At 45.5% G+C, this 13,156-nt stretch carries 10 protein-coding genes; 2 read left to right on the top strand and 8 right to left on the bottom strand.

The genetic code is table 11. The annotated features are described in order from the left end of the window. Nucleotides 1–7: 7 nt before the first annotated feature. Nucleotides 8–1,783 carry a SulP family inorganic anion transporter gene (locus MKY87_RS20030; RefSeq protein ID WP_340965842.1) on the bottom strand — a complete coding sequence of 592 codons (1,776 nt, stop codon included), beginning with the start codon at nt 1,781–1,783 and terminating at the stop codon, nt 8–10. Between the two features lie 166 nt (nt 1,784–1,949). Continuing rightward, on the bottom strand, nt 1,950–2,279 hold the full coding sequence (locus tag MKY87_RS20025; RefSeq protein WP_091038881.1) for an ArsR/SmtB family transcription factor: 330 nt from the start codon (nt 2,277–2,279) through the stop codon (nt 1,950–1,952). 193 nt (nt 2,280–2,472) lie between these two features. On the opposite strand from MKY87_RS20025, the gene MKY87_RS20020 reads away from it, so the two are divergent. After that, nucleotides 2,473–3,417 carry an alpha/beta hydrolase gene (locus tag MKY87_RS20020; RefSeq protein WP_340965840.1) on the top strand — a complete coding sequence of 315 codons (945 nt, stop codon included), beginning with the start codon at nt 2,473–2,475 and terminating at the stop codon, nt 3,415–3,417. A 123-nt stretch (nt 3,418–3,540) separates the two neighbouring features. Here the strand turns inward: MKY87_RS20020 and MKY87_RS20015 are convergent, their stop codons facing one another. From MKY87_RS20015 to MKY87_RS19990, 6 genes are all read right to left on the bottom strand, one after another. Beyond that, nucleotides 3,541–5,118 carry a glycoside hydrolase family 43 protein gene (locus tag MKY87_RS20015; RefSeq protein ID WP_340965839.1) on the bottom strand — a complete coding sequence of 526 codons (1,578 nt, stop codon included), beginning with the start codon at nt 5,116–5,118 and terminating at the stop codon, nt 3,541–3,543. Beyond that, on the bottom strand, nt 5,115–6,014 hold the full coding sequence (locus MKY87_RS20010; protein WP_338590933.1) for a carbohydrate ABC transporter permease: 900 nt from the start codon (nt 6,012–6,014) through the stop codon (nt 5,115–5,117). Before MKY87_RS20010 ends, MKY87_RS20015 begins: the two co-directional genes overlap by 4 nt. A gap of 15 nt (nt 6,015–6,029) precedes the next feature. Beyond that, a complete protein-coding gene (locus tag MKY87_RS20005) occupies nt 6,030–7,004 on the bottom strand; it encodes an ABC transporter permease (RefSeq protein ID WP_249913521.1) in 975 nt (324 codons plus the stop codon). 136 nt (nt 7,005–7,140) lie between these two features. Further along, entirely contained in the window at nt 7,141–8,814 is a 1,674-nt protein-coding gene (locus MKY87_RS20000) for an extracellular solute-binding protein (RefSeq protein WP_249913522.1), read from the bottom strand. Nucleotides 8,815–8,989: 175 nt separating this feature from the next. Continuing rightward, nucleotides 8,990–10,564, bottom strand: coding sequence for a response regulator (locus tag MKY87_RS19995; RefSeq protein ID WP_340965838.1), 1,575 nt, complete (start codon nt 10,562–10,564; stop codon nt 8,990–8,992). Nucleotides 10,565–10,575: 11 nt separating this feature from the next. Continuing rightward, nucleotides 10,576–12,378, bottom strand: coding sequence for a cache domain-containing sensor histidine kinase (locus MKY87_RS19990; RefSeq protein ID WP_340965837.1), 1,803 nt, complete (start codon nt 12,376–12,378; stop codon nt 10,576–10,578). A 373-nt stretch (nt 12,379–12,751) separates the two neighbouring features. Between MKY87_RS19990 and MKY87_RS19985 the strand changes: the two genes are divergently transcribed. After that, nucleotides 12,752–13,075: a hypothetical protein gene (locus tag MKY87_RS19985; RefSeq protein WP_339786257.1), complete on the top strand. Its 324-nt coding sequence runs from the start codon at nt 12,752–12,754 to the stop codon at nt 13,073–13,075. Nucleotides 13,076–13,156: the final 81 nt, after the last annotated feature.

Here is a 13,156-nt window from a genome sequence, read left to right as displayed (position 1 = left end):
AGCGGGATTAGATAGGGCTATTTGCATTGGCCCGCTTTCCAGATTTAAGCAGGTTATTACGCGCTGGATCGCCGCCAGTGCTCGACAATGCAGCACATTCACGGAAGGCAAAATGTTTGCACCCCTTACATTTCTGAACATCCAGATGCTGCAATGCATAATTGATAGCTTCACCCGTGTGCTCAAACATATGATCCGAACCAATCCGTTCAATCAAACCTGTTCTCTTCAGCATTTCCAACGGTTGCTCCTGAATGCCTGAAAGTAAAACTCTGCCCCCGGATCTCTCCATATGTTTGACAACACGGGCCAGATTGGATTCACCTGTTGTATCCATAAAAGGAACCTTGCCCATGCGCAACAGCAGAGTGCCTGGTCGCCGATGAATCGAATCCAGGACCGACTTCTCGAACATATCCGCTGCCCCGAAAAAAAGTGGCCCTTCAATTGTATATAGGCTTATTTGCGGACAGTCATGTCCTTCCCGAACCATGTGGGCCATGACTTTCTCATGTTTATGCTCGGGATCGGGCAGTACTTTGGCAACCTTTAACATCTCACTCATGCGTTTAACAAATAAAAGAACAGCCAGAATCAACCCAACCTCTACAGCCGTTGTTAAACTTGTAAATACGGTCAGCAAAAAGGTAATCAGCAAAACGAGTGAATCGCTCGTTTTGGTTTTCATGACATGCATGAAGGATCTTCGTTCACTCATATTCCAGGCAACCAGCATGAGAACGGGAGCCATACTGGCAAGAGGAATGTGGGATGCATATGGCGCAAAGAGAACAAGTACCAGCAAAACCACTACACCGTGAATCACACCAGACCATGGCGATACTGCGCCGGATTTAATATTCGTTGCCGTACGTGCAATCGCTCCTGTTGCAGGAATACCCCCGAATAGCGGCGTCACTATATTAGCAATCCCCTGCCCAATCAACTCTCGATTGCTGTTATGCCGACTTCCGGTCATGCCATCGGCAACAACAGCCGACAGCAGCGATTCAATTCCACCCAGCATGGCAATGACAAAAGCGGGTTGCAGCAAGTTCACAATACGCTCCCAAGTGATCTCAGGCATATGAAACTGAGGCAAAGAGTTAGGTATGGCGCCAAAGGACGAACCGATCGTAGCCACCTGCCCTTCAAAAAAGAACGCTGCGACTACCGTCGAAAGAACCAGCCCCACCAGTGATGCAGGCACCTTTGGTGCAAACCTGGGCACAAGCAGAAGAACAGCCAGACAGATTCCAGCTGTAAGCACACTGTATATATTAATCGTTGAGATATGCATCCCGATTTCTTTCATATTGGACCAGAAATCCTCGTGTTTCTCGATGCCCCGAAGTCCCAGAAAGTTCGTTATTTGTCCGCTAAAAATAATGACGGCGATCCCCGCAGTGAACCCGATCGTCACCGGCCTAGGAATAAACTTAATGAATGCCCCAAGCTTGAATACGCCCATAAGTACAAGCATCAAACCGGCCATCATTCCGGCAATCAGCAGATTCTCATATCCATACTGCATCACAATGGCAAAGAGAATCGGAATGAATGCCCCCGTTGGCCCGCCAATCTGGAACTTGGACCCACCCAGTAAGGAAATGAGAATCCCTGCGATTACTGTGGTATACAATCCATACTCCGGTTTGACCCCTGAAGCGATGGCAAAGGCCATACCGAGTGGAATCGCAATAATACCTACAATCAGCCCCGATAACAGATCCTTGCGAAAAGCCGCAGCATTGTAACCTGCATATCTCCCCATCCATCTCATGTACAAAAACCTTCTTTTCTTCATATATTTAAATATTTGAATATATACCAAAGACTACTCCCCTGCTCTCCTCCTGTCAATCGGATTGCACACAATTCCAGCAGGAAACCAACACAAAAAAACAAGAACCTCCGGTCATTACACCCCGTTGCTCTTGTTTATTGTGTCAGGACTCTTTACGAATGTCTTCCAACATGGAAATGGCATCAACCAGGTGATTGTCAAAAATCTGTTTGGTGACTGCCAGCAGGTCCTTAATCAGCGGATCACGCAGCGAATAGGTGACGGTTGTCCCTTCTTTGATTCCCTGAACAACATTTTTGCTGCGCAATACAGCCAGTTGCTGTGAAACGGCAGAACCTTCCGATCCCAGAATGCTTTGCAGTTCATTCACGTTTTTGGCTCCTTCACTCAGCAGTTCCAGAATCTGAATCCGCATCGGGTGTGCCAATGCTTTGAAAAAATCCGCTTTAAACTGTTGTATGCTCTGATTCATACGCTATGCCCCTTCAATCGAACTTTTGAAGATGCAAATATCATAACATAGAACGGGTACCATGCTTTACTCTAACCATAACGGTTTGATGGAAAAATTAAGATTGACCTTGAAGTACACTTCAACCTTTATACTTTACTTATAGTCTCCACAGACCGTATATCTGAACTCCATCAGGAAGGGTGATTCCTCAATGAACATGTATATCCATAATCACAAACGCTCGTTGACGAGCTTTCTATTCGAGAAATATATCGGAACGTTAGATACCAAGAAATTTTTTTCAACACGAGAGCTTACCCGCAAACACCTGGATCATATGGGCTTGGAAAACATTAAACCTTATACCTTGGGTAAAACAAAACTGTCATCTTCCATCAAAGAGCGCTCCCATGAAGACATGCAGGTGTTCACCTTAAACGATCAGCATTCACGTGAACAGAGGGTCATTCTCTACATTCATGGCGGGGCGCACACACACCAGCCGCTGTCTTTACACTGGAAATTCATGGACCGCATAGCTCAGGCTCTGAATGCCAAAGTTGTTGCTCCCATCTATCCAAAGGTTCCGCATTTTAATTATCAACACACATATCCGAAATTGCTCAATCTATATCGGGATCTCCTTGCCTCCATGAACGACTCGGCACAACTCACCATTATGGGCGATTCCGCAGGCGGGAACATCTCCCTTGCCTTGGCCCATTATCTGAAGATGCATGATCTCCCGCAGCCCAAAGATATCATCTTGTTATCACCTTGTGTGGATATGGTGTTGGACAATCCGGTCATATTCGATTACGAGACCCGCGACCCTATGCTCGCTGTGGAAGGGTATGATGTCATCCGGCGGATCTGGGCAGCTGACAAACCGTTGAACGATCCGTTAATCAGTCCAATCTACGGAGATTTCGCCGGTCTGGGCAAAATCAGCATCTTTATCGGGACTCACGAGGGCTTGTTTCCTGATAATATGAAGCTCGACAAACTGCTGACGGATCAAAGAATCGATCACCAAACGTACGTTTACCCCAAAATGAACCATGTCTTTGTCCTCTATCCAATTCCGGAGGCCAAGGATGCTCAGCGTAAAATAGTTAACATCATTAAAAACTCAACATATGAAACTAATCAATAAGCTGTAACGCGTCCCCTACTCTCCCACAGTTTTCCCTTTAGCAAAAAAAAACGAAAAAAAGCTCAATCCCTGGAATACCGCCACTGGATTGAGCTTTCTTTCTGTTATTCTGTCATCTAAATATTATTTATATGAACCATATTCAAACCAGTCAAAGTCAGCCACCTGATCAGATGAAGTACCGTTGCTGCTGCTAAACATTCCGATACAGCAGCCAACAAAACCACCAGCTACTTCAGTGCTCAAGCTGCTTGTATCCACCTGTTCCGCCACCACATGATACTGACTTCCATCCGTGCTGTAGTAGAAGCTTAGTTGCTGACCTGTCGCGGCCATTTTGATATACACTCGCGATACTTCATCATCCAGCGCGACTTGCGCAATGTGAGTATCCTGACCATCTATAACGGTCACCACACGCAGCACTTGCTGGTTCTTGGTCAGAGCACGCTCAATCCGTATGTGATACAGATCGTTCTGAATGACGACAAGACCAGCCGTTTCGTTTGCATTCCCGGGCACAAATTCCATCGCTGTAGCTGCAACATAATCCATATGCCTTTGACGCAGACAAACAAAGCTGGAGTTTTCTTTTTCCTTCAATGTTTGCGGTTTCAGCTTCAGCCGCAAGTATCCTTTGCGTTCGGTTAATGAATAGAGATCCTCCTGAGGATTGCGCAGGAACATCCATTGCAAGCCCAGTTTATCACTGTCAAAATGGTCAAAACGCAGTTGCGGCTCTACCGGAACAGGCTTCAAATCCAACGTGCCCTGCTCCTCCAGGATTCCGCGGCCCTCATTGACAACGGGCCATCCGTCCTCCCAAACGACAGAAGCAAGGAACGTCTCCCGCCCCATGTTGCTATAGCTCCCTCCATATGGACGCGAAGCAAGCATGACCATGAACCACTGACCGTTCGCAGCCTGCACCAAGTCGGCATGTCCGACATTAACAACAGGGTAACGTTTACCTAAATGCCGATGTGTAATGATTGGATTATTCGGATTCCCGACGTATCCTTCGGTCAAACTTTTGCTACGAGCAATGGTCACGGCATGGTTTGGTCCTGTGCCTCCCTCTGCAATCAATAAATAGTAATATTCATCGATCTTATACAGATGCGGGCCTTCCGGCCAGATGACATCCACCATCGCCCCGCGCCACAGAACGTAACTGTCTCCCACCAGCTTCATACTGCCCAGATCCAACTCCCGCAGCCACACTTCCCAGTTGCCATTGTAACGAACTCCCTCAGAGCAAGGACGTGTACCAAGGTAATACGCTTTGCCGTCATCAAAGAAAATCGTAGGGTCTATGCCTTCTGCGCCTTCAATAAAATAAGGATCTGACCATGGCCCAGCAGGGTCGGTAGCGGTTACAACAAAATTACCGCCATGTGATACATTGGTTGTAATCATATAGAAAGTGCCTTCATGATACCGAAGCGTTGGAGCGAATATCCCCTGTGAATGGCCTGCTCCCTGAAGATTTAATTGCGAAGGACGGTCCAGCACATTGCCAATCTGTTTCCAATTCACTAGATCACGGCTCTGAAAGATCGGAACGCCAGGAAAATAGGCAAATGTTGATGTCACCAGATAAAAATCTTCACCCACCCGGCATACGGACGGATCTGGATAAAACCCGGGCATAATCGGATTGTTAAACGTGCATTGTTCGCTTTGATTTGCATTTTTCATTCTTTTACCCCTCCAATGGTTAGTCCAGTCACAAAGTATTTTTGCAAGAACGGATACAGTAAAACAATCGGCATTGCCGTCACAACCGTGATTGCTGCCCGAATGGACACAGGCGTCACCATGTTGGTTACATTTTTGAATGAATCCACGTTGACGGTTCCCCCCTGTGAGGTCGCAGAGGATAACAATTTCATCAGTTCATACTGCAAGGTGGTCAAATTACGATTTCCCGCCGTGTACAACATGGAGTCAAACCAGGAGTTCCACTGACCTACAGCAATAAACAGTGCAACCGTAGCCAGAACCGGCTTGGATAAGGGAAGCACGATACGCATGAAAATCCGAAAATCTCCGGCTCCATCCATCTTCGCGGATTCAATCAATCCCTCCGACAGTCCCTGAATGTAGGTACGAATGACGATCATGTTAAACACTCCGATCAAGCCGGGAATAATGTATACCCAGAAGCTGTTCAGCAGCCCCACTTGTTTGATCAGCATGTATCCCGGAATTAAGCCGCCGCTGAAATACATCGTCATGACGAACAGCGTCGTGACCAATTTGTTAAACATATACTCCTTGCGGCTCAGCACATAGGCCAACATGGCTGTACAGAACAGCTGTACAACCGTTCCTACCACAGTTCTGGCAACCGAAATAAATGCGGCTTGTGTCAGATTCGGATTCTGGAATACGGAGACGTAATTTTGCAGCGTCCATTCCCTCGGCCAGAGATAGATCCCCCCGCGGATCGTATCCAGCCCGTTATTGAAAGATACGGCAATAGTGTTTAAAAAAGGATATAACGTAACAACCATGACAAGCAACATAAATATGCCATTGGTGATGGAAAAAATAGAATCTCCCAAGTTTCGTTTTCTACTAAATCGCTTCACAGCTCTGCCCCCTTATCATATCAATCGCTCTTCACCAAGAGACTTGGCAATCCCGTTGGCGATAAATATGAGCACCAGACTGACCACACTTTTGAAAATGCCTGCTGCGGTGGCAAGTGAGTAGTTACCGAGATTAATCCCGTATTTCAAAACAAAAATGTCGATTGTCTCGGATACATCCTGCACAAGTCCGTTCCCCAGCAAGTATTGAATCTCAAAACCTGCGTTCAGTACGTTACCAACGTTGATGATAAGCAGGATAATAATCGTTGGTTTGATGCTTGGAAGCGTGACATTGAACATTTTGCGAAAGCGGCCGGCTCCGTCGATGGAAGCTGCCTCGTACAAGCTTGGATTAATCGACGCCATGGCCGCCAGATAAATAATCGTTCCCCAGCCAATTTCCTTCCACATACTGGACAGACCCACAATCCCCCAGAAGTATTTTGGTTCAGCAAAAAAATTAATCGGTGCATCAATCAGGCCCAATTTCGTCAGCAGTACATTCACAATTCCTGTTTCCGTTGATAATACATTCGCAACAATACCTGTTACGATGATCCACGACAGGAAATGTGGAAGGTAGGAAACCGTCTGTACCACGCGTTTGAACAATACCATTCTCAGCTCATTTAATAACAGCGCCAGACCAATCGAGCCGACAAATCCCAGAAACAGACTGATCAGGCTCATCGCCAGCGTATTGCGAATGACACGTAAAAATGTAGGGTCCGTGAATAACGTTCGAAAATGATCCAGCCCCACCCAATCCTGCTCCATAAAACCAATGCCCGGTCTATAATTCTGAAACGCCATCAACCAGCCCCATAATGGTCCATACGCAAAAATAGCGATAAACGCAATAAACGGAAATGACATCCACATTAATTGTCGCTGACTTTTCATTCTGGACAGGTTGTACCCGATCCAGCTTGTTCCCGCTGGGATATGGCTGGTTTTTAACGAAGGCTGCAACTCCTTTTTGGCCATGTTTTTTCTCTCCTTGCTTACGAGTTTATCTATATCACCCAGTCTGGGTGAATCGATTCCATTCCTATCCAATCTCCAAATCTAGCGTGTAAGAAAGGCTACGGGGTTCCCCATAGCCATTCTGTGTGACAGGACTTTACCCCCACAGTTCCATACGTCTGCGGACTTCTTCCGTCAGCGCATCTTCATACGCTTTAATATCTGCACTTTCCTTGAGTGTGGCTTGATACTCTTCCCAGGCTTTATCAAATTCGGCTGGTGAAGTCATAATCACTTTTGGCAGCCATTTGCGTTTTACATCGTCCATCTTCTGTCTGGCGATGGTCTCCGGTTTATTTGGTTCGAAATTATAGGTATAGATTGGGAACCACGGTTCATTTTCCTCCGCAGGCTCAAGGAAGTCCGTAAACTTCGTATATCCATAAGCCTTCAGCACTTTTTTGTCGATGTCATTCAATGTGGCAAGATACTCCTCCGGCTGCTCCTTAGGGTCAAGTGCATTCTTCCCGTCAGCGGTCATGCCCTCATGATGCGGGAAATAGACCAATGGGCTTCCCGTGTTCGCCAGTACCCAGTCCGGATCTTTGGAATTCGCACGTTGCTCCTCATTTCTGGAGAACACGCCTTTGTCATCGACTTGATAATCCACGCCTTCCTGTCCCCAGGTTCTCAATACTTCCATCTCAGGGTCCAACAAATCATTAATATATTGAAGTGCTCCCTCGATATCCTCGCAGCTCTTTGTAATGGCCAAGCCGCCATTTACGTTAAGGATTGGATTGTTCTGATAGCGCCCTTTAACATCCTCGGAGAGTGTAATGGACAACGGTACATAGGTTTTGTCATACAATTTTTGTTTCACGAGTGATGCCTCGGCGTCAAGGAACTGCCATCCTTGGTCCACCATGCCCAGCACACGTCCGGTTGAAATTTTGGAGATATATTGATCATAGTTTGCTGTAAAGGTTTCGTTATCGACCAGGCCTTGATGATATACCTCATTGATCTTCTTGAAATATGCTTTCGCTTCAGGAATGGTATTGTAGTTTTTAGCCGTCAGCGTTTCTTTATCAACGATGGCTGCGCCTTCGTTCGGATAACCAGCCATGAAGAGCGGAGGGTTCTCCAGTGCGAAATAACGCCAGTCATAGGAGATAATTTCAAATCCAATTGTGGGCTGACCATCAACGGTCGGGTGAGCTGCTTTATACCGTTCAATCAAGTCGAAGTATTGGTCAAGCGTTTTAATTGTCGGATAATTATCCCACTCCAGTACGGCCTTCTGAATCCAGAATGCTTCTCCGTCATGGGATACTTTCATCGATTTCTCTTGTATATTGCCGAATTGAGGAATGAAGTAGATATGTCCATCCGTCGTATTTTTCATCTTCTTCCAGTCTTCGCCCAGGTAATTTTTGATGTTTGGATATTTATCGATGTAATCCTCAAGTGGTACTAACGCTCCTGCTGCTACCAGTTGCTGAGTACCATCACTCCCATCGATAAAATCGGGATATTCGCCGCCTGCAATGAGTACACCAATCCGCTCTTTGGCTGTTTGGCCCGTAAGCCAGTCCATCGTGACTCTGACGCCTGTTTTCTCCTCAATAGCCTTTAACACCCGATTATCGTCAGGCGCAATTTTTCCCGGTACGGCAAAAAATGCGGAAAATTGTTTCAATTCCCTTCCATCTGCTGTCTTTTCCCCTTTCGAGGACGATCCCGGTGTACATCCAGCGAGTGCGATGACCAGTATTAAAGCGAGCAGAGCACTATACTTGATTCTTTTTCTAACATCCTTTTTCATCATGACCCCTCCATCGATTATATTGACAGAAGCTTTTTGGAAAGCGCTTTCCAAAGGCTGACTTAAAATTATCATGCTTCCATGCCCCTCTCAACGGGATAAACTATAGATGGAATCCCACTAATTCCAGTATCTGCGAAAAAAAATATCCCGCCGCTCCGTCAAGGAGTGCAGGATGTTAATCAAGAGAGTACGCAGCATGGGCACTTTTACGATATTGTGCAGGAGTCTCCCCCATGAGTTTCTCGAACCGGCTAATAAAGTAATCGGAATCCCGATATCCCACCATTGTTGCGATTTCGTATACTCTTTGATCTGTTCTGCGCAACAGCCGGGCGGCTTCCTCAATACGCAATTGATTCAAATAATCACTGAAGCTGATCGAGAAATGCTTTTTGAAAATCTGACCCAGATATGCACTATTCATGTAAAACTGCTCCCCGAGCAATTTCAGGCTGATATTTTCTCTGTAATGCTCGTGAATGAAAGCCTCAATTTTGGCTAATACGCCCATTGCATTCGACTTTTGCTGCTCCTTCAGTTTCTCTGCGCACATGAGCGAAAATTCGCATAAATGTTCAATATTTTCCTCCATGGATAACATCGCGTAGTTCACCTTCAGAAAAGTCGATTCCATCAACCCCGAATCTGGAGTAACCGTATCGTTATTCACGAGATCCAGCAATGTGTATGCCAAATAATGCAAGTGGATGCGGACAATACCAGGCTCGATTCGCTCATCCAGAAAAAATTGAAAAATGGCCTTTGCATGACTGTATAACTCATCCGTCTGCTGTTCCTCAATAGACTTGACTAGCCCATCAAATAATTGTTTTTCGAACTGTCCCGGCCGATTAACAAATAAAGTCGTATCCATAAGTTCGAAGTAATAAATGGGCCTGCAAGTGGTGAAGAAACGTAAGCTTTTCATTATGCCGCAGGATTGATAAGACTCGTGCAGCGCCTCCAACTCATGTACTTCCTTCCCGACATAACAAGCAATAGCCGCCTCTTGACCATGGCTCAGATCGGCATGTAACCGGGTCAAATATTGCTCCAAGGTCACTGCCTCACGGCTCACCATCAGGTCTGTAACAATGAGCAGAACCGCATTTTTATCACCTGTGAAGGGCTTCAAAATTTGTCCCGGAAAGGGCTTGCCCACCCATGCCTCAACCCGAGCACACCAATCCGTTCCCTGTTCTGGACCAGCTTCCGCCTCAATCAGGATGCAACGCAGTATGCCGGCATCTTGATAGTGGGGCTGCAGACTCGTAACAGCATCCTCCTCAGCCACCCCAAGCAAGATTGACTGCATATGTTGAGCCATAATAATCCGATCTTTTTTTTGCTGATATCGCTTCTCTTCCGTCCGCGCATTAAATGCGACCCTGAACTCCTCAAGCACCTGAACCAGTTCGGTCTTCACAATAGGCTTGAGAATATAGTCATCTACCTGGTATTTAATTGCCTGCTTGGCATATCCGAACTCATAGAATCCACTTAGAAGAATCAGCTTGATGTCACCTCTATATTGCTCGTACAAGGTTTGCGCAAGCTGCAATCCGTCCATTTCCGGCATCTTAATGTCGGAAATCACCAGATCGGGCTGCATAGCGCGAATGCACTCCAATGCCTGCATGCCATTGGAAGCCTGACCGCAAATCTGAAATCCGTAAGACTCCCAATCAATTAACAATAGAAGTCCTTGGCGAATAAATGGCTCATCGTCCACAATCAGCACGTTGATCATATCCTCGCTCCTTATTCTTGAGATGCCTGCATAAGAGGAATTTGAATGCCAATCGTTGTTCCTTTCCCCTTTTCACTGAATATGTGCACCTGAACGAAATCATCAAAATACATCCGCAGCCGAATATATGCATTCATCATACCAATGCTGCTAAGCTCGCTCATCCGATCCATACTCGGGTCTTGCATCATTTTGCGGAGCGAGGCCAGCTTGTCCTGATCCATACCGACTCCGGTATCTCGAATGGAAATGTACAGATCCTTGCTTCGAATTTCGAATAATACCTCCACGACCCCATCATTCGACGTCCCCTCAATACCATGGATACAAGCATTCTCCACAAAGGTGAGAACGGTTAGTTTGGGTATTATCATGGCAGCAATGGATTCGTCTGTGATCCGGATTGCGAATTGCAACTTTTCGCCAAAGCGATACTGCTGGATACTCAGATAACTCTCCACAAAATTGATTTCCTCTGCAATTGTAATCAGATCATCGCCCCAATTGATCGTCTGACGTAACAGCAGTGCCAGTTTATGAATGACATCGGAGGTTTCAAGCTCGTCCTTGATCAAACTCCTCATACGGATCGTTTCAAGCGTGTTGAACATGAAATGGGGATTCACCTGACTCTGAAGGGCTTTCAGCTCCGCCTGCTTTTTGGAGAGCTCAAGGGCTTGCCGCTCCACCTGGCCCTTAAACACAATCTCAATCAGGTTCTTGATCTTGATGACCATCATGTTATAACTATGGGTCAGGCTGCCGATCTCGTCCTTGCCCACAGGTCCCGATATCACCTCAAATTTCTCATGCTTCACTTGATCCAGGTGCTTGGCTATCCGATCAACTCTGATGACCAGTGATCTGGATATCAACCAGATTAGCAGTGTCGGCACCAACAGATTAAAAATGATTAGTAGAGTCAAATTAATCTTTGAATTAACAATCTCCGACAGAACGTCCAGTTTCTCCGTACTGACAATAATCTGCCAATCCTCGGATACGACGGGAATCGATTGCATGGATTGAACAGGGTCAATTGGACTGTTTGCAATCAGATTAAATGGCTTGCGCATCTGATTCATTTTTGAATCGTTCGAGAAAATGACCCTGCCATCTGAAACGACATACACCTTCCCATTTGCTCCCTCATTTTTAAGCGATTTGTTGATGAAAGCGTAGTCCAGATCAACCTTTAACACCTTTTCAACCTGCTGCTCCCCAAAGTAATCCAGCTTACGAATAATGCTTACTTTGCGTCCTCCCTGACTTTGCGACATCTCCGCCTGCTGTTTGTCAAAATACGAATAGATCATGATATGGTCGCTTGTGTTCATCAACGCTTGATACCAATCACTTTTTTTCACCTCATCATCCAGCTTAATGAAGTTTCCTCCATTGACGAAGGTATCATTGCCAACATAAAACGTAATTTGATTCACCTGCTGGTAGCTGTAGTAGTACCTGACCAGATTGTTGTTGCTAAGCATATCATAGTAGGCAGAGTAATAGTCTTCCTGATCGCGATACTTGAACTCCATGAACCGGTTCAGCGTTCCATCGGTATAGAGAAAATTGGACACATACAAGCTATTGTCTATACTGTTCCGCAGGTTGAACTTGATCCTTTGCTGCATTTCATTGAATCGGCTATGCTCCTTCTCTTCAATGTTACCTTTGATACTTTGGTAAAACACGGTATTTGTGACCAGGACCGGGACCAGCACACAAAAAATGAACAATATGTACAACTTGGTTTTGAGACTCCAATCTTCCATAAACTGAATGCGCTTACAGTATGTCTTGCGGCTCATGTTTTATCCTTGTCTCCTCTAACCATTACATAACATCAACGTTATTACTCAAAGTCATATTGATTACATAACAAGAGCTCCAGATATTTGGGGTTGAGCAATGAACGTCCCCCTTCATCTGTCCACCTATAACATAGTATATTTTTAATTTATTTTCCAGAATACAAATTGGATGAATTGAAATACTACAGCCGAACTCATGAAGGTTTATTTCCCGACAACACGAAGCTCTACAAACGGCTTGCCAACCAGAGCATTGATCATACCACCTATGTTTATCCCAAAAAATCCTATAATCCACTTGTAAATTATATTATTCCGGGTATAATACTCGGTATATAGAAAAGTGAAGCTGACTGGAGTGAATAACGCCATGAGTTCTTGGACACAAGCTTGGGTTAACGATTATTTGGATTTATATAATTATGCCCGTACCATCGGAGACTCGGAATGGGCTGAAGATATTCTCGAAAAGCTTCAAGAGCAGAAGGATGAATTGCTGCAGAAAGAACGAAAGGTTATTATGCTGCGTGAATTGCTTGCCAACTATGACCGGATTAACAACCAGATATTGGAAATTTTTAATAAACTGCGGGTTGCTTCCGAAGGTTCTCAGACCGATTCCCTACAGGAGCAATGGTTCAAATTAAAGCTTATGCGTATCGATGTGTCGAGGAAGATTCTTCAATATAAATAAAGAAAAAGCCGGTCTGCAGTTTGTCTGCTTAACCCGCCTTGATTAAGGCTTACTATGCTTTTGTTGTGATGCGTACAGTCA

This window comes from Paenibacillus sp. FSL R7-0198, from assembly GCF_038000415.1.
Classification (GTDB): domain Bacteria; phylum Bacillota; class Bacilli; order Paenibacillales; family Paenibacillaceae; genus Paenibacillus.
Note: the sequence above shows the minus strand (reverse complement) of the source record. Positions and strands in the feature narration are given on the sequence as shown.